Source organism: Collinsella sp. AM17-1, from assembly GCF_003470665.1.
GTDB lineage: Bacteria > Actinomycetota > Coriobacteriia > Coriobacteriales > Coriobacteriaceae > Collinsella.
Map to the genome: position 1 here is coordinate 20305 of NZ_QRJZ01000020.1, position 26497 is coordinate 46801.

Here is a 26497-nt window from a genome sequence, read left to right on the forward strand (position 1 = left end):
GTAACAGGGAGCTCGAACTTAGGCGTTCTTGCTCATGACCTCGTCCACGATGGACTTGGGCGCGGGCTCATAAGAGTCGAACTGCATCGTGTAGGATGCACGGCCCTGGGTCTGGGAGCGAAGGTCGGTAGCGTAACCGAACATCTCGCCCAGCGGCACCTTGGCACGGATGAGCTTGCTGTTCTTGCGATCCTCCATGCCCTCGATCTTGCCGCGGCGACCGGAGAGGTTGCCCATAACGTCGCCCATGTACTGCTCGGGGGTCTCGACCTCGACAGCCATGATCGGCTCGAGCAGCTGCGGATCGGACTTCTTGAGGGCGTCCTTGATAGCCATGGAACCGGCGATCTTGAAGGCGGCCTCGGAGGAGTCGACCTCGTGGTAAGAACCGTCGAACAGGGTGACCTTGACGTCGAGGACCGGGAAGCCGGCGATAACACCGGTGTTCAGGGCCTCCTGGATGCCCTTGTCGATGGACGGGATGTACTCCTTGGGCACGACGCCGCCGACGATAGCGTTGACGAACTCGTAGCCGAAGCCCTCCTCCATCTTCTCGAGCTTGATGACGGCGTGGCCGTACTGACCGCGACCGCCGGACTGACGGACGAACTTGCCCTCAGCCTTCTCGACGTCGTGACCAGCGGTCTCGCGGTAGGCAACCTGGGGCTTACCAACGTTAGCGTCAACCTTGAACTCGCGGAGCAGACGGTCGACGATAATCTCGAGGTGCAGCTCGCCCATGCCGGCGATGATGGTCTGGCCGGTCTCGTGGTTGGTGGACACCTGGAAGGTCGGGTCCTCCTCGGCGAGCTTGGTCAGAGCCAGGGACATCTTGTCCTGCTCGGCCTTGGTCTTGGGCTCGATGGCAACGTCGATAACGGGCTTGGCGAACTCGATCTTCTCGAGGACGATCTCCTTGCCCTCGGCGCACAGGGTGTCACCGGTGGTGGAGTTCTTGAAGCCGACGCAAGCGACGATGTCGCCGGCGGCAGCGTCGTCACGGTCGATACGCTCGGCGGCGTTCATCTCGAGGATGCGGCCGAGACGCTCGCGCTGACCGTTGGAAGCGTTGACAACGTAGGAGCCGGACTCGGCGCGGCCGGAGTAAACGCGGACGTAGGTGAGCTTACCGACGAACGGGTCGGTCATGATCTTGAAGACCAGGCCGGAGAAGGGCTCATCGAAGGAAGGATGACGCTGGATCTCCTCGCCGGTGTCCGGATCGGTACCGGTGACAGCCTCGACGTCGAGCGGGCTGGGCAGGTAGTCGACGACAGCGTCGAGCAGCTCCTGAACGCCCTTGTTCTTGTAGGCGGAACCCACGAAGACGAGGTTGAGCTCGTTGGCCAAAACGCCCTTGCGCAGAGCAGCCTTGAGCTCCTCGACGGTGAAGTCCTCCTCCATAAGGATCTTCTCCATGAGCTCGTCGTCAAAGCTGGCAGCAGCGTCGAGGAGCTCCTCGCGCTTGGTGGCAGCGATGTCGGCAAACTCAGCCGGGATCTCGTCCATCGGCTCAGGGTAGGTCATGCCCTTCTCGTCGGCCTTGAAGTCCCATGCAGTCATGGTGACCAGGTCGATGACGCCCCAGAAGTTGTCCTCGGCGCCCATCGGGACCTGAGCGGCCACGGCGTTAGCGTCGAGACGATCCTTCATGGTCTCGATAGCGTTGAAGAAGTCAGCGCCCACGCGGTCATACTTGTTGATGAAGGCGATGCGGGGGACGTTGAAGGTGGAAGCCTGACGCCAAACGGTCTCAGACTGGGGCTGAACGCCGGCAACGGCGTCGAAGACGGCGACAGCGCCATCGAGGACGCGCAGGCAGCGCTCGACCTCGGCGGTGAAGTCAACGTGGCCCGGGGTGTCGATGATCTGGATGCGGTAGTCCTTACCGTCCTTGTTCCAGAAGCACGTGGTAGCAGCGGAGGTAATGGTTACGCCGCGCTCCTGCTCCTGAACCATCCAGTCCATGGTGGCAGCGCCCTCATGGACCTCACCGATCTTGTGGGTCTTACCGGTGTAGTAAAGAATACGCTCGGTCGTGGTGGTCTTACCGGCATCGATGTGGGCCATGATGCCGATGTTACGGGTATCGGAAAGCTTGTACTTAGGCTTAGCCATGTTAGTTCCTTACCTTAACTTACCAACGATAGTGAGAGAACGCGCGGTTGGCCTCGGCCATCTTGAAGACGTCCTCACGCTTCTTGACGGAAGCGCCCAGGCCGTTGGAAGCGTCGAGGATCTCGTTGGCGAGACGCTCGGCCATGGTCTTCTCCTTGCGAGCGCGGGAGAAGTTGACGATCCAGCGGATACCCAGAGCGGTGGAACGACGGGAGTTGACCTCCATCGGGACCTGATAGGTAGCGCCACCGACACGCTTGGGCTTAACCTCGAGCGTGGGCTTGACGTTGTCCATAGCCTTCTTGAAGGTAGCGAGAGCGTCGCCACCCTCGGACTTCTCGGCAACGATCTCGAAAGCGGTGTAAACGATGCGCTCAGCGGTGGCCTTCTTGCCGTCAAGAAGGACCTTGTTGATGAGCTGAGTCACCAGGCGGTTGTTGTAAACGGCGTCAGGCTGAACCTCACGACGATTAGCTGCTGCACGACGCGGCATGTGAAATCTCCTTAAGTGTCTACCGTGCGGCGCTCAAGACGGCACACGGCGAAAGTATCAAAACGTTATCTGGCTTATTTGGCCTTGGGGCGCTTAGCACCGTACTTGGAACGAGCCTGCATACGGTTCTGGACCGGAGCAGCGTCGTAGGCGCCACGGATGACGTGATAACGGACACCAGGGAGGTCACGGACACGACCGCCGCGGACGAGCACGATGGAGTGCTCCTGCAGGTTGTGGCCCTCACCCGGGATGTAAGCGGTAACTTCGATGCCGTTGACGAGGCGAACACGGGCAACCTTACGAAGAGCCGAGTTCGGCTTCTTGGGGCTCGTGGTGAAGACGCGGGTGCACACGCCGCGCTTCTGGGAGTTGTGCTGCAGAGCAGCGTTCTTGGACTTCTTGGGCACGGAACGACGGCCCTGGCGAACCAGCTGGTTAATAGTAGGCAAAGCGTACTCCTTCTCGAATGATTCCAGCTTTCTGTAAAGTGCAACGGCTTGAATCGAGGGGTCAGCATCCCCCTACGAAACACGCAGTTCGATAGGATACGTGGCGTTAGCTGTGCCGTCAACAGACCACGCCGCCGGGCGTATCCCAAAATGAGCATATTTCCGCAAAGCCTACACAAAAGGAATCCCCTCCTGTGCGCAAGGGTGGATTCCCGGGCCGGGCGGCCCGCTGTTTAAGTTTGCTGCTCTACAGTCCTGCGCAAGACGGAAAGCACATTAAGTGCTTTCCTTTGCGTGCGGAACTCGCGACAAACTTAAACAGCGGGCCGCCCGGACCGGGAATCCGACGCGCTCGTCGGGGCAACGTTACCTGCCAAAAAGGGACAGGTTTGTTTTGGTCGGTTTTATCTGCGGAAACGTCGCGCTCCAGCGGTGATCCGCCCTCATCTGTCATAGGGAAATCGGCGGCGCTTTCGGAAGTATGCGGCAAATTCTGGACCTGCCGAGCACGCCGGGGTTTTGCGATAATAAACCCGCAGGTAGAGCGCTTGAGCATATGCGGTGTGGTCGGCCCATCGAGATTTTGCCGCATACTTCCGAAATTCAGGCGAATATCGCTCAAAATAACCGTCCATATAACGCAAAATAGGCCGCTTCCCCTAGTGGGAAGCGGCCTCAAGCCTTACGAGTAGACGATGGTAAAGGGTACTTCTGTTTCGGTCTCTCCTGTTGATGTGCACCTCGTTCCCTCAAGGGTTACCGATACAACCTGATCGACATTGATGAGCCTTGTCGGAACCCAGATGTTCTCTCCGCTATTGCGCGCCATCGAAACATAGAAATTGTACGCCCCTGCGTCGTCATCTTCGATAATCTGCTCCGATCCATCCTTGTAGCTGACGGTCAGTTTATGATCAACTGCTTCATAGCCCAGATCATCGATGTGCGTCTGGATGGAAAACGGGCTGATCTCGAGAGGCGAGTCGTCGGAGCGGAGCTCCTTTGTATCGACGTGCGCTCCGACGTTAAACTCTGGCGTCGATACCTCGATCACCTTCGCATCCTCACCTTTGCCCTCCGTCCAACTGATATTCCAGGTGACCGCATGTCGTAAATCTCGATCGCGATTCCAAGATGCAAAGTACATCGTGCCGTTAATGACCGTGTCGCTTGATGTGTCTTTATCAATGGTGCAGCGTGTATCAGCCCATTCCTCGCCGAAGTTCATGCTGGGTGTACTGACGCCCCCTTCTTCTTCACCATAGAGAACAAGTTCGCCAAGCTCTGCCGCCGGCTTGTAGTAGTTAACGCCATTCGGATTGGACAATGTAAACGTCACAGCACCGCAACCGTTCTCGTCGATTGCCATCTCATGAATGTCGAGCGTATAGCCGTTGCCCTCGACGGACAGATTGACCTTCTGGACTGCACCCTCCAGGCTTTGGGGCGCGATACCATCACCAAACTCTCTGGTGTAGGTATATTTCGTCCCCGACGAGCCGCCATTTGTCCAGGTAACGGACTCACCGTTGCCATGGTTTCCCCAGGCAGAGGCAAAATAACTGGAATTGACAACAGCGTAGGCGACCCCTCCGGTCGCCAGCACTCCGGCAAGACATCCGATTACGGCAACATACAGAGGCTTCGCGTGACCCTTTCGGCGAAGCGGCTCGCCAGCAGCGGCATAAAGAACACGGTCAGCAAGATCGCTATCGGCTTGGACGGACTCGAAGGCCTGCTTGATCTGGTTGGATTTCACGGTCGCCCTCCTCTAGGATGAACTTGAGCTTCGATCTGCCGCGAGCTAAACGCGTTCGAACGGTCGCGGCTGGCACATGCAGTAACTCGGCAATTTCTGAAGTCGAGAAGCCCAGATAGTAATAGAGCACGATAGGAATACGGAATCGCTCCGGAAGTCGCATAACGTCTGACAGGACCGCCTTGGTCTCCTCCTGCGCCGTCGAAAGCGAATCGGCCAGATTCTCAATATCCTCCACGCGCCTCCACGGCTTTCGAAAGAGAGATTTACATTCATTGATCGTGACCCGGATAAGCCATCGACGAAGATGCTCCCAGTTTTCAAATTGCGCGTCGCTTTTGAGCAACTTAAGAAAGACGTCTTGAGCGACATCGTCGGCGTCAGCGCGATCACGCAGATACGTCAATGCGATCCGAAACACGACATCCCGGTGGTCTTCGACCGCCTGTCTAAAAGCTTGTTCTTCCATAATCACCTCCCGGTGACATTAATGGTTCTCGATGAGGCCCTCACCATAGATACGCTCTTGTCGGGCGAAATGTTTCAAATTCAAGCATGAAAAACCGACCAAAATAAACCTGTCCCTTTTTGGCAAGGGATCAACGGAACGCAACAGGTTGAGCATACGCAAGCGAGCGGCCCCCAGAGCGTACAAGGTGGCATGAAAAAGGCAGGGCATTGACCTTTTGGTCATGCCCTGCCTTTTGAATGACAGATTGTAGCTCTGGGGGCCGCGCAGCGACGGAGGTCGCCGCCGTTCGTTAGAACGGCGGAACTAATTACTCCTCGTCGTTGTCCTTGGCCTCTTCGGCGTCGTCGGTGTCCACGAGCTGATTGAGCAGCTCGTCGAGGGAAGCCATGTCCTCGTTGATCGCGCCGTTGGCGGGAGCCTTCTTGTCGTCAATCGGAGCGCCCAGGAGCTCCTCGTCGGCGTCGGCGTGATGCGTCGGAGCGGAAGTACCCAGCAGGATATCGTCCGGACCGTCGGGGCTAAAGACCATCTGCAGCAGCTGCGAGAGGTCTTCCTCGTCGGCAACGTCGTCGTTGTTCTCGAGGATGTAGAGCAGATCGTGGGCCTCGAGGCCGTCACGGAGCTCCTCGATCGCCTTGGCACCGATGCCGTCGATGCGCAGCAAATCCTCCTCGGACTTGCCGACCAGGTCGCCGACCGTCTCGATGCCGACCTCGCTGAACTTGTTGGTCCAGCGCTGCGACACGCCCAGGTCGTCGAACAGGTACAGACGAGCCTTCTCGGCGGAGATGGTGTGGCCGTTGCGGGTGAACGAACCGTCAGCACCACCGAACTCGTCGTAGCCGGCCCAGTCGAGCTGCTGCGGGAGCTGCTCGTCCAGGTCCTTGAGCTCCACAGGAGCCCACTCGGGCAGCGACTTGGCGTTGGGCGAGGCCGGACCGTCGATGTCCACGTAGCCGTCGGCCGTGCGATACGTCAGCTTAGCGTTGGCGTACGGCTTGAGGCCGGTACCAGCCGGGATCTTCTTACCGACGATGACGTTGGACTTAAGGTCGAGCAGGTGATCGACCTTGCCCTCGATGGCAGCCTCGGTAAGAACGCCGGCGGTACGGATGAACGAAGCGCTCGACAGCCAGGAGTCGATGTTGGACGCGACCTTGAGCGTACCCAGGATGACGGGCTCGGCCACGGGAGCCTGACCGCCCAGACGGGCAACGCGCTCGACCTCGTCGGCGAACTCGTAGCGGTCGACGTACTGACCAAGCAGGTACTTGGAGTCGCCGGGGTTGGTGATCTGAACGCGACGCAGCATCTGACGTGCGAGCACCTCGATGTGCTTGTCGTTCAGGTCGACGCCCTGGCTGGTGTAGACGTCCTTAACGCTCTCGACGAAGGTGTGCATCGTCGACTCGATGTCGGTCAGCTTGCGCAGGTTGCGGAAGTTGACGAAGCCCTTGGTGATCTGGTCGCCGGCGCGAACCTCGCAGCCGTCCTCGATCTCGGGCATGAAGCGCACCGAAGCGGGGACGCGACGCTCGTCGAGGACACGGGTGTGATCCTCGGAGTCGGTGAGCGTCAGCACGTACTCGGACTTCTCGGGCTTAATCGAGAGGTGACCGGAGTACGGAGCCAGCTCGGCCTCGCGACCCAGGATCTTCTCGTTGACGTTGCCGACGATATCGAACATACGGCTGACCGTAGGCAGACCCTGCGTAATATCGTCGACGCCAGCGACGCCACCGGAGTGAATGGTACGCATCGTAAGCTGCGTACCGGGCTCGCCGATGGACTGGGCGGCAATAATGCCGACCGCGGTACCGATGGCGACCGGACGACGGGTGGAAAGATCCCAGCCGTAGCACTTCTGGCACACGCCGTACTTGGAGCGGCAGGTGAGCAGCGCGCGAAGCTTGACCTTCTTAAGGCCGGCATCGACCATCTTCTGGATGTCGGCGACCTTCTCGATGTAGCCGTCCTGCTCAAAGAGCACAGTGCCATCAGGAGCCACGACGTCCTCGATGAAGCAACGGCCGACGAGGTCGGTGTTGAGGTCGGTGGTGCCGGGGATGATGAGGTTGTAGGTGACGCCCTCGTGCGTACCGCAGTCCTCCTCGCGGACGATGACGTCCTGGGCCACGTCGACCAGACGACGGGTCAGGTAACCAGAGTCCGAGGTGTGGGATGCGGTATCGACCAGGCCCTTACGGGCGCCGTAGGTCGAAATGAAGTACTCGAGCGGCAGCAGGCCCTCGCGGAAGTTCGCCTTAATGGGAAGGTCGATCGTCTCGCCGGACATGTCTGCCATCAGGCCACGCATGCCGCCGAGCTGACGCAGCTGGGTCTTAGAACCACGGGCGCCGGAGTCGGCCATCATGTACAGCGGGTTCTCCTCGTCGAACATGTCGAGCATGAGCGCTGCGACCTTATCGGTACAAGCGGTCCACTCGTTAACGACTTCGATGTGGCGCTCCGTCTCGTTGATGAAGCCCTCCTCGAAGTACTCGTTGATCTGGTCGACGTTGGCCTGGGCGCGGTCGAGCAGCTCCTGCTTCTCGGCAGGGATGAGAGCGTCCCACACCGAGATGGTGAGGCCGGCGCGGGTAGCGTAGTGGAAACCGGAGTACTTGATGGCGTCGAGAATCGGGCCGACCTTGGCCTCGGGGTAACGATCGCAGCAGTCCGCAACCAGCTTGGCCACGTCGCCCTTGACCATCTTGTAGTTCATGAACTCATAGTCTTCGGGCAGGCACTGGCGGTTGAAGATGATGCGGCCGATAGAGGTCTCGAAGCGCGCGGTCTTGTTGCCGGTGACATCGTAGTCGACAAACTCGTTCTTGCCGTTCTTGACGCGGAAGATACGGGTGCCGTCCTCGTTGATGACGTTGGCGTTCTCGGCGGACACGCGGACCTGAATCTTGGCCTGCATGTCGACCTCGGAGCGGCAGTCATAGGCGTGCAGCGCGTCGTCGAAGCTCGAGAACACGTGGTTCTCGCCCGGCAGACCGTCGCGGACCTGGGTGAGGTAGTACACACCGATGATCATGTCCTGCGAGGGGATGTTGACCGGCTTGCCGGATGCCGGCGAGCGCAGGTTATTCGCAGAGAGCATGAGCACGCGAGCCTCGGCCTGAGCCTGGCTGGACAGCGGCACGTGGACAGACATCTGGTCGCCGTCGAAGTCGGCGTTGAAGGGCGAGCAGACCAGCGGGTGCAGGTGGATAGCCTTGCCCTCGACCAGCACCGGCTCAAAGGCCTGGATGGACAGACGGTGCAGGGTCGGTGCACGGTTGAGCAGCACGACGCGGCCGTCGATGACCTCTTCGAGGATATCCCACACAAAGGTGGCACCGCGGTCGATAGCGCGCTTGGCGCCCTTGATGTTCTCGACCTTGCCGAGCTCGACCAGGCGCTTCATGACGAAAGGCTTGAAGAGCTCCAGCGCCATAGTCTTGGGCAGACCGCACTGGTGCAGCAGCAGCTTGGGGTCGGTAACGATTACCGAACGGCCAGAGTAGTCGACACGCTTACCCAGCAGGTTCTGACGGAAACGACCCTGCTTGCCCTTGAGGGCCTCGGCGAGCGACTTGAGCGGGCGACCGCCACGGCCAGAGACCGGGCGACCACGACGGCCGTTGTCGAACAGGGCGTCCACGGACTCCTGGAGCATGCGCTTCTCGTTGTTCACGATGATCGCAGGGGCGTCCAGGTCGAGCAGGCGCTTGAGACGGTTGTTACGGTTGATCACGCGACGATACAGGTCGTTGAGGTCGGACGCGGCGAAGCGGCCGCCGTCGAGCTGGACCATCGGGCGCAGATCGGGCGGAATGACCGGGATGACGTCCAGGATCATGTTCGCGGGGCTGTTGCCGCCCTTCAGGAAGGCGTCAACGACCTCAAGGCGCTTGACGGCCTTCTCGCGCTTCTGCTTCTGGGAATCCTCGTCGGCGATGATGGCCTTGAGCTTCTCGGCCTCGGAGGGGAGGTCGATGGCAGCGAGCAGGTCGCGGACGGCCTCGGCACCCATGCCACCCTTGAAGTACATGGAGTAGTAACGGGTCATCTCGCGGAACAGCGGCTCATCGGAGATGAGGTCGCGCTCGGTGAGCTTCATGAAGGCGTTGAAGGCGTCCGTGCGGAGCTGCTTCTCGTCCTTGCACTCTTCCTCAATGTCGACGATGCCAGAGGCGATCTCCTCGGGGGTCAGCGGCTCCTCGTCGGAGAACTCGTCAAAGTTCTCGGGGTCGCCCTGCTCCTTGAGGGACTCGATCTGGCGGGCGCACTCGGCATCGATCTCTTCCAGATCGGCGGCGAGCTCCTCGCGCAGGTCGTCGGCGTCGGCCTCGCGAGCCTCGTAGTCAACCTCGGTGATGATGTAGCTGGCAAAGTACAGAACCTTCTCGAGGTCCTTGGACTTGATGTCGAGCATACGGCTCATCGGGAAGCTCGTGGGGCTCTTGAAGTACCAGATGTGGGACACGGGAGCGGCGAGCTCGATGTGGCCCATGCGGTCGCGACGCACCTTGGCCGAGGTGACCTCGACGCCGCAGCGCTCGCAGACGATGCCCTTAAAGCGGATGCCCTTGTACTTGCCGCAGGAGCACTCCCAGTCCTTGGCGGGACCGAAGATCTTCTCGCAGAACAGGCCGTCCTTCTCGGGCTTGAGGGTACGGTAATTGATGGTCTCCGGCTTCTTGACCTCGCCGTGCGACCAGGAACGGATCTGGTCGGCGGAGGCAAGGGAGATCTTTACCGAGTCAAAATCAGTAGCTTCGAAATCTGCCACAGTCAACTACTCCTTATCAGTGGTCGTGGCGGCGACAGCCTCGGGCGCCTCGGCGGTCTCGGCATCCTCGGCCTCGACGTCGGCGTCAACGCCGGCGAGCGCAGCCAGGTCGTCGAGAGCAGAGGTCTCCTCGGCGGTCACAGGGGCGGAGGCGTCCTCGTCGGCATCGTGCATGGGCTCGATGTCCAGTGCGAGGGAGCGGATCTCCTTGACGAGAACCTTGAAGGACTCGGGGATTCCCGGGACCGGAACATTCTCGCCCTTGACGATGGACTCGTAGGTCTTGACGCGGCCCACGGTATCGTCGGACTTGACGGTCAGGATCTCCTGCAGGACGTTGGAAGCACCGTATGCGTACAGTGCCCAAACTTCCATCTCGCCGAAACGCTGGCCGCCGAACTGGGCCTTGCCGCCCAGAGGCTGCTGGGTAACCAGGCTGTAAGGGCCGGTCGAACGGGCGTGGATCTTGTCGTCGACCATGTGGCCGAGCTTGAGGATGTAGGACGTACCCACGGTAATGGGCTCGCGGAACTCCTCGCCGGTACGGCCGTCGAACAGACGGGTCTTGCCGCGCTCGTCAAGCTGGGTGACGAACTCGGGGCGCATGTGATCGCCAAAGGCAGCGGTGGCCTTGTTGAGCATGTTCTTGTTGGCACGACGAATGACCTCGGCGATCTCGTCCTCCTTGGCGCCGTCGAAGACGGGCGTGGCGGTGAAGAACGGACCGGGGACGTACTTGTCGGAGTCGGCCTGCTCGGTATCCCAACCGCAGGCAGCGGCCCAGCCAAGGTGGCACTCGAGCAGCTGGCCGACGTTCATACGCGAGGGAACGCCCAGCGGGTTGAGGATAACGTCGATCGGGGTACCGTCAGCCATGTAGGGCATGTCCTCGACCGGCAGAACGTTACAGATAACACCCTTGTTGCCGTGGCGGCCGGCGATCTTATCGCCCTGCTGGATCTTACGACGCTGGGCGACGTAGACGCGCACCTGCTCGTTGACGCCGGGGGCCAGGTCGTCGCCGTTCTCGCGGCTAAAGCGGACGACGTCGATGACGCGGCCGTAAGCGCCGTGAGGCATCTTAAGGGAGGTATCGCGGACGTCGTGGGCCTTGGCACCGAAGATGGCGCGCAGCAGGCGCTCCTCGGCGGTCAGAGCGCTCTCGCCCTTAGGCGTGACCTTGCCGACCAGGATGTCGCCAGGGCCGACCTCGGCGCCGATGCGGATGATGCCGTCCTCGTCGAGGTTGGCAAGCATGTCCTCGGAGAGGTTCGGGATCTCGCGGGTGATCTCCTCGGGGCCGAGCTTGGTGTCGCGGGCGTCGATCTCGTGACGGGTGATGTTGATGGTCGTCAGCAGGTCCTCGGCCACCAGGCGCTCGGACACGACGATACCGTCCTCGTAGTTAAAGCCTTCCCACGGCATGTAGGCCACGGTGAGGTTCTGGCCCAGTGCGAGCTCGCCGTGATCGGTCGAAGGACCGTCGGCCAGAGGCTCGCCCTGCTCAACGGTGTCACCGACGCGCACGAGCGGACGGTGGTTGATGCAGGTGGACTGGTTGGAGCGCTGGTACTTGGCCAGGTGATACTCGTCCATGCCGCCGGCATGCTTGACGATAATCTTGGCGGCGTCGGCAAAGATAACCTCGCCGGCGTTCTTGGCCAGGGTGACCTCGCCGGAGTCCAGAGCGGCGCGACGCTCCATGCCGGTACCGACATAGGGAGCGGCGGGGTGAACCAGCGGCACGGCCTGACGCTGCATGTTGGCGCCCATCAGCGTACGCTTGGCGTCGTCGTGCTCAAGGAACGGGATCAGCGTGGCTGCGACGGAGAGCATCTGACGCGGCGAGACGTCCATGTAGTCGACGTCCTCGACGGGCACGTCGGCGGGAGCGCCGAAGGAGCCGTCGAAGTCGCGGGTACGGGCGATCACGGTGTGCGGACGGACAAGCTTGCCCTCGGCATCGGTCGTGATGAACTCGTTGGTCTTGGGATCGAGCGGCGTGTTGGCCGGCGCGATGACGTGCTTCTCTTCCTCGTCAGCGGTCATCCAGTCGATCTGGTCGGTGGCAACGCCGTTCTCGACGCGACGGAACGGGGCCTCGATGAAGCCATACTCGTTGACGCGGGCGTAGAGGGCGAGCGAGCCGATCAGGCCGATGTTGGGGCCTTCGGGGGTCTCGATCGGGCACATGCGGCTGTAGTGCGAGTTGTGAACGTCGCGGACGGCCGTCGGCACGTTGGTGCGGCGGCTGGAGCCGGACTTGTGGCCGGCAAGACCACCAGGGCCGAGTGCGGACAGACGGCGCTTGTGGGTCAGACCGGTCAGGGGGTTCGCCTGGTCCATGAACTGCGAGAGCTGCGAGGAACCGAAGAACTCCTTGATGGAGGCCACGATCGGGCGGATGTTGATGAGCGACTGCGGGGTGATCTCGTCGATGTCCTGGGAGCTCATGCGCTCACGGACGACGCGCTCCATACGGCTCATGCCGATACGGAACTGGTTGGCGACGAGCTCGCCAACGGTGCGGATACGGCGGTTGCCAAAGTGGTCGATGTCGTCGACCTTGAAGCCCTGCTCGCCGGCAGCGAGGGACAGCAGGTAGCGCAGCGTAGCGACGATATCCTCGTCGGTGAGCACCGTGACCTCTTCCTCGGTGGTGAGGTTGAGCTTCTTGTTGACCTTGTAACGACCGACGCGGGCCAGATCGTAGCGCTGCGGGTTAAAGAGCAGGCCCTCGAGCAGGCTGCGGGAAGCGTCCACGGTGGGAGGCTCGCCCGGGCGCAGGCGACGGTAGATCTCGATGAGGGCGTCCTCGCGAGTGAGAGCGGTGTCGCGCTCCAGGGTGCGCTTGATCACATCGGAGTTGCCGAGCAGCTCGATGATGTCGTCGTTGGTGACGGCGATGCCAAGGGCGCGCAGGAACATCGTGGCGCTCTGCTTGCGCTTACGGTCGATGGAGACCATGAGCTGGTCGCGCTTGTCGACCTCAAACTCAAGCCAGGCACCGCGGGACGGGATGATCTGGGCCTTGTAGATCTGCTTGCCCGAATCCATCTCGGAGCTGTAGTACACGCCCGGGGAGCGGACGAGCTGCGAGACGACGATACGCTCGGTACCGTTGATGATGAAGGTGCCCTGATCGGTCATCATGGGGAAGTCGCCCATAAAGACGAGCTGCTCCTTGATCTCGCCGGTCTCCTTGTTGGTGAGACGGACGTCGGTCAGAAGCGGAGCCTGATAGGTCATATCCTTCTCGCGGCACTCCTCGACGGTGTGCGCGGGGTCGCCGAACTGATGCTCGCCGAAGGTAACCTCGAGAACATGGTTCTGGCTCTGGATGGGGCTGGATTCCTTGAACGCCTCACGAAGGCCCTCGTCCTTAAAACGCTCAAAGGATTCCCTTTGAACAGAGATAAGGTTGGGGAGCTCCATGGCCTCCGGGATTTTCCCGAAGCTGACGCGCTTGCGCTCAGTGGCAGTGTATGCGTAGGTCACCAGGTTTTTCCTCCTTCACGGAAATGCTCGGTGGGTTGGCGAGGCATAGCTTCGCCAGTTATCGCAACCTAATAGTTTATCAGGTACCGACCGTTGGGCAAGAAAAGCCTTGACGCGATTGAGTTTTTGGAGTAGCAAAGTTTTTCGAAAGAAAACACGCAGGTAGATGTATGTATATCGAACATCTGTTCATATATTTTCTGTGAACAGAGCTGCTGATGCGCGCCGCTGAACGGCGAAATGACGGCGAGGGTTGGTCAGGCGGAAAGTGCGTCCCGTTTTGAGGCCTCAAACTGGGTCGCAGTTTCCGGTTGAGCACTGTTTGGGAAAGCATATCCCGTTCTGAGCCGAAATTCCGGGTCGCAGTTTCCGCTAGGGGTTCCAACCGGAAAGCGCGTCCCAGAATTCGACCAAATTGTGGGTCGCACTTTCCGGAGCCAAGCTGTAGCTCGAATAAAAAAACGGGTGCAGACCGAAGTCCGCACCCGTAAATGTCGATGCCCGAAGGCTTACTTGCGCATCAATCCGCCGCGCTCGTCGATGGCGTCCCAGAAGGCATCGGCAAAGCGGGGGTCGTTTGCAGCCATGAGGGCGTTAGTGGCCATCCAACCAGAGGGAGTGCCAGTGTCGTAGCCCGACAGCGGGTCGATGACGACGGCGTACATGGCCTCGCGGTCGAGCGAACGGGCCATGGCGTCGGTGAGCTGGATCTCGCCGCCCTTGCCGGCCTGCTGATCTGCCAGCAAGTCCATGACCAACGGGCTCAGCAGGTAGCGACCGACGATGTACAGGTTGGACGGAGCCGCCTCGGGAGCGGGCTTCTCGACCAGACCGCCGATACGCCAGACAGCGCCCGGCTCTGCATCGGCAACGTCCTCGGCGCCCTCGAGCGAACCGACACGCTCGCCGGCGATAACGCCGTAGCGGCTGACTTCCTCGGGCGAGCAAGCAGCGACGGCGATAACCGAAGCGCCACCGTGCTCCTTGGAAACGGCGAGCATCTTGTCGCAGATGTCGCGATTAGGCACAACGTAGTCGCCCAGAAGAACCAGGAAGTTCTCCCCTGCCACGGCGTCGGCAGCAGAGCGAATAGCATGGCCGAGACCCTTGGGCTCGTACTGATAACGGAAGTCGACCGGCATACCGCCAGCGTGGGCGACGGCGTCGGCATAGGCGTTCTTGCCGCGCTCGCGCAGCAGGTTCTCAAGCGAGCGATCGGGCTGGAAGTAGTTCAGTAGCTCGGGCTTACCGGGAGAAGTAACGATGATGGCGTCGTCGACCTCCTCGGGGTCGAGCGCCTCCTCGACGACGTACTGAATGACGGGCTTGTCGAGCACCGGCAGCATCTCTTTGGGCGTGCACTTGGTGCCAGGCAGAAAACGCGTGCCAAGACCGGCGGCGGGGATGATTGCCTTCATGTTATTCAAAGATCCTTTCGCAGGCGCAAAAGCGCCCCATGCGTGCGGCACACAGCCGCAGACCAAATTGCGATACCCAAGCATCTTACCGCTGGAACTATATGTCGCTACAAGGCAGAGACAATTCTTCAGCAGGTCAACGCAAATTATTGCTCGAATGGTGCAATTTTATTGCCCAACGGCAGGGCGCCCGATACGACGCAAATCACAGAACCTGGCAGTTTGAGCAACCGATGCCGAGGGACCGAAAAACAAAAAAGACGGGGCTCGCAATGCGAACCCCGTCTGCAAAGAAATCTGGCGAGAAAGCCTGATTACTTGAGGGTGACAGCAGCGCCAGCAGCCTCGAGCTTCTCCTTGGCAGCCTCGGCGTCCTCCTTCTTGGCACCCTCGAGAACAGCCTTGGGAGCGCCCTCGACGACCTCCTTGGCCTCCTTCAGGCCAAGGTTGGTGAGCTCACGGACGGCCTTGATGACCTGGATCTTGTTGTCGCCGAAGCCCTCGAGCACGACGTCAAACTCGGTCTTCTCCTCGGCCTCAGCAGCGCCAGCAGCGGGAGCGGCGACAACAGCGGCAGGAGCAGCGGCGGAAACGCCGAAGGTGTCCTCGATAGCCTTGACGAGCTCGGAAGCCTCGAGAAGGGTCATTTCCTTAAGAGCATCGATGATCTCATCGGTGGTAAGCTTAGCCATTTCTAAGTCCTTTCGGTTTCCGTGTCTGTGCACGGAGATCAGTTAAAACACGGCGCGAATGCGCCAGGGGTGCGGCGTTGCCGCCGCGGGTGAAAACAGCGACTAGGCTGCCTTCTGCTCGGAGACCTGCTGGATCGAACGAGCGAGACCAGAGGAAACGCCGTTGACGCAGACAGCGATGTCGCGAGCGAAACCGGAGATGAGACCGGCGATCTGGCCGAGAAGCTGATCCTTGGTGGGCAGCTCGGCGATAGCCTTAACATCATCAGCGGAAACGGCCTTGCCGTCGGAGATACCGCCCTTGATCTCAAGGACGCCCTTGGACTTAGCGGAGAAGTCCTTAAGGGCCTTAGCGGCCTCGACCGGCTCGGTCTCGTAGAACACATAAGCGACGGGGCCGGCGAGGATCTCGTCGAGCTCGGGCTGCTCCTGGTTCTTGAGAGCGATCTTGACCAGGTTGTTCTTGTAGACCTTCATCTCGGCGCCGCACTCGCGAAGCTGATGACGCAGCTCCTGAGCCTGCTTAACCGTCAGACCGTTGTAGTTGACGACGAACAGACCGGCGTTCTCGGCGATACGGGACTCGATCTCTGCAACCTTGTCGATTTTGTACTGCTGGGGCATGAATTACACCTCCTCGAATTCTTTCCGGGCACGGTCCGCCACAAGGACGTGACGGGGGCATGTCCAAAAAGAAAGCCCCCGCGCTGCATGAGCGACGGGGGCGAGAAGACATATCTACTCGACCACCTCGGCTGGCGGGATGTCCCATTAAGCTCGCGGGTAAGACCCGTTTGCGCCGGCTGTCTCTGGCAGCGGATTCGTGCGTGAACCGAAAGTATTATGGCGGGGACCCCGGCGTCGGTCAACGGGAAACCGGGGTGCACACAATTCCACCATCCGGCCGCACCGCCGAAGGCCAGGCGCAAGGTTTTCGCTCGGTCAGGTCCTGGGCTCGCACGAAGAGCACATTAAGTGCTCTTCGGCTCGTGCGGAATCTACGAAAACCTTGCGCCTGGCCTTCGGCGGCGCGGCCTGCGGTGACTTTGGGGCAGCCCGGTTTCCCGTTGGCCGGCGCCCCCACGCATAACCCTTATGTCGGTGGGCTGATGTGTTGCGTCCCTGAGGACTACAAAGTCGAAATGAAGGTGGACAGGCGGCGGAGGCCCTTGTCCAGATTTTCATCGCTTACGCAGTAGCTTAGGCGGATGTGGCCTTCGGTGCCGAAGCAGTCTCCCGGGACTAGGGCTACGTTTGCCTCTTTGATGGCTTTGATGCAGAAGGCTTCGCTGGTTAGGCCGAACTTTTTGATGCTCGGGAAAGTGTAGAAGGCTCCTGCGGGCTCTACTACGTCGAGGCCCATGTTGTTGAGGGCTGTAAGAACTCGTTTGCGGCGGGCTCGGTAGACTTTGAGCATGGGGGTTGGGTCGACGGTGAGGGCTCGGGCTGCGGCGTCCATTTCGAAGGAGACGGCGCTCGATACTAGGTATTGGTGAGCCTTGGCGATCTCGGCGATGACGGGTGCCGCTGCTGCGAGCCAACCCAGGCGCCAGCCGGTCATAGCCCATGGCTTGGAGAAGCTCTCGATGACTACCGTCTGTTCACGCAGCTCCGGGTGGCGCTGGGCAAAGCGCTCGTAGCCATCCGCATAGACCAGACGGTTGTACACGTCGTCGCAGACCACGTAGATACCCGCCTGCTCTGCCACGCGCGCCACGGCATCGAGTGAGGCCGCGTTGAGAATGCAGCCCGTGGGGTTATTGGGCGAGCAGATGACGATGGCCTTGGTCGCCGGCGTCACGCAGGCACGAAGCGCGTCCTCGTCAATCTGGAATTGCGCGGGCTCCGTATCCAAGAAGACCGCCTTGGCGTGGTTGGCCACGACGGTGCTCTCGTACAGGCCAAAGGCAGGCGTGGGGATAATGGCCTCGTCGCCGGGGTTGAGCATAGCCATGAATGTTGCCGACAGGGCCTCGGTCGCGCCGTCGGTTAGGATGACCTCGTCGGCCGAAAACGTAAGGCCCGCGTCGCCCATATATGCGGACAGCGCCTCGCGCAGGGCGGGGCGACCGTTGTTGGGCGGATAGTGCGTGTCACCGCGGTCCAGCGCGGCGGTCACCTCGGCGCTAATCACATCGGGCGTGGGAAAATCGGGCTCGCCAAGCGCAAGCGCGATGCACCCCGGGTGCTGGGCGGCGAGCGCGTTGATCCGGCGGATACCGGAGGGCTTAAGCGTGGCAAGCGAGGTATTCATGGGCAGTCGCATGGCGTTCCTTTCGTAAGGGTTGCACTAGGATAGCGCGGCGAAGCGTCACCAGACGGTGTAACCTAAACGGAAACGAGCCGGAAAGGAGATGGCATGGAGACAATCACGCGTGGCGACGTACCAAAAACACTGCACACCATTGCGTATATCAGTATTCCCAATAGCGCCGATCTTGGTTTTTTGCTCTGGGACCTGCAGGATGCCATCGCCGCCTATGCCCGGTTTTCCGACACCGTACTCCCCCGCCCGGTCGACTTGAAGGCAAATGACGCCGGCAGCGTTGCCGATGGCATCGTGCTAGCCATTGAAGATGTGGCTGACGATGAGACGTTGACAGCCATCGAGCAGGCGCTTGAGCGCTTTGGCGGTACGGGAACGCGCGTCTATGCCGCGATTCGAACCGTACAACAGGGCACTGAGCAGGCGCGTGAGACCGCCGTTCGCCTGCACAAGGCATGTGAGCGCCATGACCAATTGTGGTGTGGCGGCGTTGCCATCTGCGCCGGCAGCGGCATTGCGGCGCTTCGTCGCTCCCCGCGCATGGGACTCTTGCGGCGACCGTTTTCGGAAGCGATGGATAAGCTTGTGGGCGCTGTGCGCATGGGCTGCTCCGTCGAGCATGCACAGCGACTTGGCGGCGGCAATGCCGCCAACGTCGACGCCGACGGCATGGTTTGCGCCGAGCCAGCCGTGCCCGCGCCGATCTGGCGAGGCGTTCTGAAACGTCTGGGCGCCCACGCTCAAACAAAAATCTAAATTAAATAACAGCCCAATCAACGGCATCGCGCCAGCGCTCGACAAGGCGTTCCAGGCGCCATGCCGCATTGGCGGGACTTGTCGACGGCAGAACGATGGCGGGCAGCCCGGTGCGTTCTTGTAGATAGCGCTTGTAGAGTCGGCCAGCTGTACCACCGTTGCATATCGCCTGCTCAATGGGAGCTGCGCCGGTAATGCGCTCGATATGTGCCGGCACAACGTTTTTGATGCTGGCGTCACTCGAACCCTTAATGTCGCAGCTCTCGATCACGTCCCACAGGGCCACACCGCCGTTGAGCAGCATAGCCCGCTTGGCGGCAATCGAGGCGTCGAGCGTCGCCGGCTCGCCACTCGCCAAAGCGTCGCCCTCGTTGGGCGGCACGGACGCACCAAGGCACGCGGCCATCACGCGCCAAAAGCGGTTCTGGGGATTACCGTAATAGAAGGCATTGGCACGCGAGAGCACCGAGGGAAACGACCCCAACACCAAAACGCGCGAGCGCTCGTCAAACACGGGCTCAAACCCATGCTCAATATGTTGATAGCCCTCGTCGGACGCAGCCATGGCCTAGGCCCTCAACAGATAGCGCACCTCGTAGGGCGCAAGCTCAAGGGAGCCCGCCAGCTCGACCGTGGGTGCATCGTCGGCAAGCAGGTCGACGAAGGAGCCGTTGAGTTCGCCAGCTCCAAAGGTATAGGGCTCGTTCACGGCATTGACCGCCACGAGCACCGTCGCGCCGTCGCAGGCGCGCTCGAACAGCAGCTGCTTGTTCTGGATCACCACGCTACGGTACGCGCCGTAGTTGAGAGCGCGTGCCGCCGCGTCGTTTGCCGAGCGCAGGTGCGCGAGCTGCTTGATGAACGTCGTCAGCTCGTTGGGCGCAGGCGCATTGAGCGCAGGTCGCAGCGCCCAGTCGCCATCGGAGCCGCCCTTTTCGCCGACAATTCCCCACTCGCTGCCATAGTAGACGCACGGGATGCCCGGCATGCCAAAGAGCATGCCATAGGCGGGGCGCAGGCACGACTTGTCGGTGAGGATGCTTGCTAGGCGCGGCACGTCGTGGTTGTCGACAAACGACAGCAGGTGCTTGCCGCGGTAGATGCACCAGGGGTCGCCGCCAAACTGACGGTGCAGCGAGTGCGCGATCTCGAACATATTGACCGAGTTAAAGCTGGAATACAGGCCCTTGTAGCACTCGTAGTTGGTGCAGGAATCGAGCATCTCGTCGTTGACGATCTGGTTGTAGTCGCCGTGGAGCGTCTCGCCGATCAGCACAAAGTCGGGCTTGAGCTCACGGGTAAAGGCATGCAGGCGGCGCATAAAGTCGCGGTCGAGCATATAGGCAACGTCCAGGCGCAGACCGTCGACGCCAAAGACGTCGGCCCAACGGCGCACGGACTCGAGCAGGTAATCGACCACAGCGGGATTTTGCAGGTTGAGCTTCACAAGCTCAAAATGGCCTTCCCAGCCCTCGTACCAAAAGCCATCGCCATAGCAGGAGTCGCCGTCAAAGCTAATGTGGAACCAATCCTTGTAGGGCGAGTCCCACTTGCGCTCCTGCACGTCGCGGAAGGCCCAAAAACCGCGGCCGACGTGGTTGAAGACGGCATCGAGCACCACGCGGATGCCATGGGCATGCAGCGTGTCGCATACGGCGGCAAAGTCGGCGTCCCCACCCAGGCGGCGGTCGATGTGGCGCAGGCTGCGTGTATCGTAGCCGTGGCTATCAGATTCGAGCGGCGGGTTGATGAGTACAGCGCCAACACCGAGTTTTTGCAGGTAGTCGGCCCATTGGGCGATCTTCATGATGGGCGCATCGGGGTTTGGCGCGGCGTTAGCAGCCTGGGCGAGCTCATCCTCGGCAACGGGCGCGGCGTTTTCGCGCGGAGCTCCGCAAAAGCCCAGCGGATAGATCTGATAGAACGTCGTCTCGTATGCCCACATAGCAACCTCCCGGTAAGCTCAACACAACGCCATCCATTGTATGCCTGCCGTGCATCCCCTCCCCCAAAATAAGTTGCGGTGAAATAGGGACTGTTGAGACCAATAAACCGGGCAAACAGTCTCTATTCCACCGCAACTGATGAGGGGACGTGATTAGGCGACGGGCTTTGCACGGCGTATGGCCGGGAACAGCACGGTGATGGCGAGGATGACGCCCACGACGGTAATCGCCCCGCCCGCGAAGCCAATCCAAGCGATACCGGGACCCGAAACCACGGCGCCACCAATCGCCGTGCCCGTACCAATACCCAGGTTGAACAGGCCCGAGAAGATCGACATGGCGACGGCCGACGAATCCGCCGGCGTGTACTTGATGAGCTCGGCCTGAAACGCCACATTGAAGGCCGTGGCGCAGCAGCCCCATAGCGCGCACACAGCGAGAACCGCAGCGAGCGACGATGCGGCCGAACCCATGAGCAGCAGGGCCACCGGCACGCCGGAGAGCGTGATAGCCAAGAACGGGAAGCGATGCCCATCGAAAAGGCGGCCAAACAGCCAGCTTCCGAGCAGACCAGAGCAGCCAAACGCCGTCAGCGTCATGGTGATGGCGCCCGCGTCGACGTGCGCGACCTGCGCCAGGAAGGGCTCGATATAGCTGTAGCTTGCGTAATAGCCGGTCGCCATAAAGACCGTGACCGCGTAGAGCGCGATCAGGAACGGGTTCTTGAGCAGCTCGGGCAGCTGTTTGACGGTAAAGCGCTCGCCCGCCGGCATGGCCGGGAACACCGCGGCTTGGTACACAACCGCGGCGGCAGAGAAGGCCCCGACCACGGCGAACGTCATGCGCCAGCCCACGGCCAGCCCGATGGCGCGGCCGATCGGCAGGCCAAAGATCTGCGCGATGGACGAGCCCGTGGCGATCATGCTAATGGCGAGCGCCCCGTGGTGACTGTCGACCAGGCGCGAGGCCATGATCGAGGCGACCGACCAGAACACGGCATGCGCGCAGGCGACCACCAGACGCGCGCAAACCAAAATAGGATAGGTGGGCGCCACGGCGGACAGGAACTGGCCCAGCGAGAACACGGCAAGCACACCGAGCAGCATGCGCTTGAACTCGAAGCGCGAGGCGAACACCATAAGCGGCAACGACAGCAGCATGACGCCCCAGGCGTAGACCGAGATCATGATGCCGGCCTGGGCCTCGGTGAGCGAGAACGACGCGGCAATATCAGTCAGAAGGCCGATGGGCATAAACTCCGACGTGTTGAACACGAACGCACAACAGGCGAGCCCGATAAGAGGGAGCCACTGCTTGAGTGAGATGCCATCTTGTCTTGCCTGACTCATATATAACGTCTCCAATCATTTTGAGCGGAGGCGATTATATAGCAACGGCCCCGCATCCGTCAGCAACAGATGCGGGGCCGCAATCAACTCAATACACAGGGGTTGCGCCGTCAATAAATAGCTAAGCCAACCCCAGCAATATGCCCGCCGAATGCACGACAAACGCCACGATCCAGGCGACCGTCACCTGAAACGCGAATACGGCCACGGCATAGCGCGCGCCCAACTCGCTCTTGACGGCGCCGATGGATGCCACGCAAGGCGGGTACAGCAGCGTAAAGACCAAGAACACGTAGGCGGTAAACGGCGAAAACATGGCTGACAGTGCCGCGGGAGAGGTTGCGCCCAAAAGCACCGTGAGCGTCGAGATGACGCTCTCTTTGGCAATAAGTCCGGTGACGAGCGCCGTGGATGCACGCCAGTCGCCAAAACCGAGCGGGGCCAGCACCGGCGCGATGATGCTACCCAGACCAGCAAGCAGGCTTTGCGACTGGTCGGCGACCACGTTAAAGCGGATATCGAACGTCTGCAGGAGCCAGATGACCACCGTAGCGGCAAAGATAATGGTAAAGGCCTTGGTGATGAAGTCCTTGGCCTTATCCCATGCCAGCATCACCGTCGTCTTGACGCTCGGCAGGCGGTAATTGGGAAGCTCCATGATAAACGGAACCGGGTCGCCCTTAAATGCCGTGCGGTTGAGCACCAAAGCCGCGATGCAGCCGACCACGATGCCGATCAGATAGAGCGAGACCATGGCGGGAACTGTCGCTTGCGGGAAAAACGCCCCGCACAACAGACCGTAGACCGGCAGCTTGGCCGAGCAGCTCATAAACGGCGTGAGCATGACCGTCATCTTGCGGTCGTGCTCGGATGGGAGCGTACGGGTCGACATGATAGCCGGCACGGTGCAGCCAAAACCGACGAGCATGGGCACGAAGCTACGGCCCGACAGGCCAAAACGACGCAGCACCTTATCCATGACAAAGGCAACGCGCGCCATGTAGCCCGAGTCTTCCAGAATGGAGAGGAACAAAAAGAGCACGACGATAATCGGCAGGAAGGTCAGCACGCTGCCCACGCCCGTAAGCACGCCGTCAACAGCCAGCGAGCGCACCACGTCGTTGGTGCCGAACGCCTTGAGGCCCGCATCGGCCGAGGCGATGACGGCAGCGATGCCGTCCTCCATGAGCCCTTGCAACGCCGCGCCGATCACGCCAAACGTCAGCCAAAAGACGAGGCCCATGATCACCAGGAACGCCGGAATGGCTGTGTAACGACCTGTCAGGATGCGGTCAATCTTGACGGAGCGCACGTGCTCGCGGCTCTCGTGCGGCTTGACGACGCAACGCCCGCACACGTCGCCGATAAAGCTAAAACGCATATCGGCCAGCGCAGATAGGCGGTCGGTGCCGGCCTCGCCCTCCATCTGGGTGATGATGTGCTCGATAGCGTCGAGCTCATTGCGATCCAGGTGAAGCGCCTCGGTTACCAGCTCATCGCCCTCGACCAGTTTGGTCGCCGCAAAGCGCACCGGAATGTGCGCCGTCACGGCATGGTCCTCGATCAGGTTAGCAATACCGTGGATGCAGCGATGCAGCGCACCGCCGTCCGGACCGTCGGGCGCACAAAAGTCCAGGCGACCAGGGCGCTCGCGGAACCGTGCCACGTGCAGGGCGTGGTCCACCAGCTCGCCGATGCCCTCGTTGCGGGCAGCGCTAATGGGGACAACGGGCACGCCCAACAGGCTCTCGAGCAGGTTGACGTCCACGGCGCCGCCGTTAGCGGTCACCTCGTCCATCATGTTGAGCGCGATGACCATAGGACGGTCAAGCTCCATGAGCTGCAGTGTCAGGTACAGGTTACGCTCGATGTTGGTGGCGTCAATGATGTCGATGATGGCGTCGGGGTTTTCGTCCAAGATGAATTGGCGGCTGACGATCTCTTCGCCCGTGTACGGCGACAGCGAATAGATGCCGGGCAGGTCGGTAACGCTTGCCTCGGGATGGTTACGGATAGTGCCGTCCTTGCGGTCGACCGTCACGCCGGGAAAGTTACCGACGTGCTGGTTGGAACCTGTCAGTTGGTTGAACAACGTGGTCTTGCCGCAGTTTTGGTTGCCAGCGAGGGCAAAGTGCAGCGGCGCGCCCTCGGGCACGGCCGTCTTTGCCGCACGGGGCGAATACGTCCCCTCGCCCAGGGCCGGATGCTCCGTCGTGCCGATTGCGGCGTTAGCGCGCGGACCCGTATCGGTGTCGTGAATACCCACGAGCTCGATGCGAGCGGCATCGTCCTTGCGCAGCGTCAACTCGTAGCCACGCAGGCGAATCTCGAGCGGGTCGCCCATGGGGGCGTACTTCATCATGGTGACTTCGGTGCCCGGCGTCAGGCCCATGTCCAAAATATGCTGACGGAGCGCCTGGTCGTCGGATGTCACCGATGCGACAACGGCGTCCTTTCCAATCTCGAGTGTATCGAGCTTCACGCGCTCATCCTTTCGTTAGACGCGGTTAACCGTTTACCGGGGTTAACCAACTCGTAACGACAAATGATAGCGCTCTGAACTATTTTATAAAGTCAAATACCGATGTTTACCTGCGCAAACTTTATGCGGTGCGCCCCGAAGGCTCTTTACGCATACCGCTCAGCGAGATCGAAACGGAACCCGACCGCGCGGTAGCAGTGAGTCGATCACCCTCGACCGACCCCGTGCATGTAAAGGGCGCCTTGCCCATCAAGACGTGGGAGATAGTACCCAAGAGCTCAAAGAAATCGCCCTCAGCACGGGCACTCGAGAGAGCGATATTGAGACCCCTGACGTTTAGTACTGCCCTGAGCGCGCCGTTCACCCCATGTGAAAACGTCACCTCGCCGCGTCTACTCCCCACCGGCGTCTGGGCCGAAACCACATACGTACCCTCAAGCATGGTTCCTCCTCTGAGTAGGCTTTTTGAAATGGCCATCTAGTCTACTTTGCTGCGAGACGGCTTGCCCAGAAACTGCAAGCACATAACGACGTTCAACCAACAGATTGCTGCAAGGAGGACAAGCGTGCAAGGGGGGCAGATTACATTTGGCACCACTTGCGCCAACGGACGGGATGCGGAGCGACTGTGCAGGTGGATTCCGGATCGCCGCTTCCTCCGTCCCCCAGCGAATCAAAACAAGTTGCGGTGGAATAGTTCCTGTTTGATGCTTTAACCAGCAAAAACAGGAACTATTTCGCCGCAACAGCAAAAGCCCGCGCTGGCAACAAATGTCACCTGCGCGGGCTTGGTGGGCGCTCACAAAGGCACGTTACAGAGGCCCACGTCAGTTATGGATTACCGAACGGCACCGGCACGCGACGCCTCCGTCGGCTTACCAAGCGATGAAGCTTGCCGCAGTCTTAGACTATCGGCGCAATGCCGGCAAAGTGCAGATACAGCGAGATGACCGCCACGACAATGACCACCGCTGCGATCAGCTTGTCGTGCAGGTGCGGAAGTACCGGCTTACCGCGACCTCGCTCGCCCAGCATATAAACGGGAATGGCCGGAGCAAAAAGGATCGTCGTGATCATGACGCCCTGGAGGCCCGTCGACCACACAAGGAACAATGTGTAAATGAAGCCGAGCGTGCCGAAGAATCGCGCCTTGCCGACGCTTGGCGCATGCGGTCCGTCCAGATGCTCCTTCTTCCAACCAATCACCATGTAATAGGCAGCCGAGCAGACATACGGAACCAGAATCGTGTTGACTGCGCAGCTATAGAAGAACTGGTAGGTGCTCGCCGCCACATACGACACGATCAAGAAGAGCTGCGTAATGCCGGAGCTCACGAGAACCGTTACCACCGGGGCGTCGTGCTTGTTCGTCTTGGCAAACGCCAGAGGGAAGGATCCCTGGCGCGCCGCCTCGAACGGCGTCTCGGACGCAATGATGACATAGCCCAGCAGCGCGCCGACCAACGAGAGAATAACGCCAAGGTTTACGATGGCAGCGCCAACCGGGCCGATTGCGCACTCGAGAATTCCCGCCATGGAGGGCGTTGCGAGCTGCGCCATCTCCGTGCGCGGCATAATGCCGAGCGATAGCATCGAGATAATCAGATACAGCGTGAACACAGCTGCAAATCCAAGTGCCGTCGAGCGACCGACGTCGCGCACATACTTTGCGCGGCCCGAAATGACAACAGCACCCTCAATGCCCGTAAAGACCCAGACAAGGGCGATCATGGTCGAGACAACTTGCTCGCCAAACCCAGGACCAGCCGGCTCGCCCCAGAAGTTGTCCATAAAGATATCGACGTTGAACTTACCCAGGAGCACGATGCTCAGCACGAAAAGTCCCAGTGGCACCAACTTCGCCAACGTAACAATCGTGTTAATGCCCGCAGCCTCCTTGACGCCGCGAAGCACAAGGGCGGTGAGGAACCACAAAAACACGCTGGCACAGATGATGGAAAGGGACTGCGGACAAAAAGTTGGACCATCAGGTCCGGTTTGGAGTCCGCATGA

The 26497-nt window shown here is 60.7% G+C and carries 18 protein-coding genes; 1 reads left to right on the forward strand and 17 read right to left on the reverse strand.

Annotated features, from left to right (window positions below; genetic code table 11):
- Window positions 1-18: 18 nt before the first annotated feature.
- The 11 genes from fusA to DW195_RS08665 all read right to left on the reverse strand — a co-directional run bounded on the left by fusA (window position 19) and on the right by DW195_RS08665 (window position 17951).
- On the reverse strand, window positions 19-2118 hold the full coding sequence (gene fusA / locus DW195_RS08610; protein ID WP_022094183.1) for an elongation factor G: 2100 nt from the start codon (window positions 2116-2118) through the stop codon (window positions 19-21).
- A gap of 19 nt (window positions 2119-2137) precedes the next feature.
- Entirely contained in the window at window positions 2138-2611 is a 474-nt protein-coding gene (gene rpsG / locus DW195_RS08615; RefSeq protein ID WP_006235013.1) for a 30S ribosomal protein S7, read from the reverse strand.
- A gap of 74 nt (window positions 2612-2685) precedes the next feature.
- On the reverse strand, window positions 2686-3063 hold the full coding sequence (rpsL, locus tag DW195_RS08620; RefSeq protein ID WP_006235012.1) for a 30S ribosomal protein S12: 378 nt from the start codon (window positions 3061-3063) through the stop codon (window positions 2686-2688).
- 682 nt (window positions 3064-3745) lie between these two features.
- A complete protein-coding gene (locus DW195_RS08625) occupies window positions 3746-4822 on the reverse strand; it encodes a DUF4179 domain-containing protein (RefSeq protein WP_118206470.1) in 1077 nt (358 codons plus the stop codon).
- Complete coding sequence (locus tag DW195_RS08630; RefSeq protein ID WP_187364957.1) at window positions 4773-5291, reverse strand: RNA polymerase sigma factor; 519 nt, start codon at window positions 5289-5291, stop codon at window positions 4773-4775. Before DW195_RS08630 ends, DW195_RS08625 begins: the two co-directional genes overlap by 50 nt.
- Window positions 5292-5601: 310 nt before the next feature.
- A complete protein-coding gene (locus DW195_RS08640) occupies window positions 5602-10077 on the reverse strand; it encodes a DNA-directed RNA polymerase subunit beta' (RefSeq protein WP_199576350.1) in 4476 nt (1491 codons plus the stop codon).
- Window positions 10078-10083: 6 nt separating this feature from the next.
- The gene (locus tag DW195_RS08645) at window positions 10084-13512 is read right to left on the reverse strand and encodes a DNA-directed RNA polymerase subunit beta (protein ID WP_229071722.1); all 3429 of its coding nucleotides are present in this window, start codon (window positions 13510-13512) and stop codon (window positions 10084-10086) included.
- 572 nt (window positions 13513-14084) lie between these two features.
- Entirely contained in the window at window positions 14085-14993 is a 909-nt protein-coding gene (locus DW195_RS08650; RefSeq protein ID WP_117806112.1) for a UTP--glucose-1-phosphate uridylyltransferase, read from the reverse strand.
- A gap of 314 nt (window positions 14994-15307) precedes the next feature.
- A complete protein-coding gene (gene rplL, locus DW195_RS08655) occupies window positions 15308-15685 on the reverse strand; it encodes a 50S ribosomal protein L7/L12 (RefSeq protein WP_006235005.1) in 378 nt (125 codons plus the stop codon).
- A gap of 102 nt (window positions 15686-15787) precedes the next feature.
- Complete coding sequence (gene rplJ, locus DW195_RS08660; RefSeq protein ID WP_089572500.1) at window positions 15788-16309, reverse strand: 50S ribosomal protein L10; 522 nt, start codon at window positions 16307-16309, stop codon at window positions 15788-15790.
- 505 nt (window positions 16310-16814) lie between these two features.
- Entirely contained in the window at window positions 16815-17951 is a 1137-nt protein-coding gene (locus DW195_RS08665; protein WP_118206472.1) for a pyridoxal phosphate-dependent aminotransferase, read from the reverse strand.
- A 93-nt stretch (window positions 17952-18044) separates the two neighbouring features.
- Here DW195_RS08665 and DW195_RS08670 point away from each other — a divergent pair, with 93 nt between their 5' ends.
- The gene (locus tag DW195_RS08670) at window positions 18045-18707 is read left to right on the forward strand and encodes a hypothetical protein (protein WP_118206473.1); all 663 of its coding nucleotides are present in this window, start codon (window positions 18045-18047) and stop codon (window positions 18705-18707) included.
- A gap of 1 nt (window position 18708) precedes the next feature.
- Here the strand turns inward: DW195_RS08670 and DW195_RS08675 are convergent, their stop codons facing one another.
- The 6 genes from DW195_RS08675 to DW195_RS08700 form a co-directional block, all read right to left on the reverse strand.
- The gene (locus DW195_RS08675) at window positions 18709-19272 is read right to left on the reverse strand and encodes a DNA-deoxyinosine glycosylase (RefSeq protein ID WP_118206474.1); all 564 of its coding nucleotides are present in this window, start codon (window positions 19270-19272) and stop codon (window positions 18709-18711) included.
- Between the two features lie 3 nt (window positions 19273-19275).
- Window positions 19276-20652 carry an alpha-amylase family glycosyl hydrolase gene (locus tag DW195_RS08680; protein ID WP_118206475.1) on the reverse strand — a complete coding sequence of 459 codons (1377 nt, stop codon included), beginning with the start codon at window positions 20650-20652 and terminating at the stop codon, window positions 19276-19278.
- Between the two features lie 153 nt (window positions 20653-20805).
- The gene (locus DW195_RS08685) at window positions 20806-22002 is read right to left on the reverse strand and encodes an MFS transporter (protein WP_118206476.1); all 1197 of its coding nucleotides are present in this window, start codon (window positions 22000-22002) and stop codon (window positions 20806-20808) included.
- A 121-nt stretch (window positions 22003-22123) separates the two neighbouring features.
- A complete protein-coding gene (gene feoB, locus DW195_RS08690) occupies window positions 22124-24484 on the reverse strand; it encodes a ferrous iron transport protein B (RefSeq protein ID WP_118206477.1) in 2361 nt (786 codons plus the stop codon).
- A gap of 121 nt (window positions 24485-24605) precedes the next feature.
- Window positions 24606-24926, reverse strand: a complete 321-nt coding sequence (locus tag DW195_RS08695) for a hypothetical protein (RefSeq protein WP_117637613.1) — start codon at window positions 24924-24926, stop codon at window positions 24606-24608.
- A 461-nt stretch (window positions 24927-25387) separates the two neighbouring features.
- On the reverse strand, window positions 25388-26497 hold a 1110-nt coding region (locus DW195_RS08700), incomplete at its 5' end, for an amino acid permease (protein ID WP_118206478.1).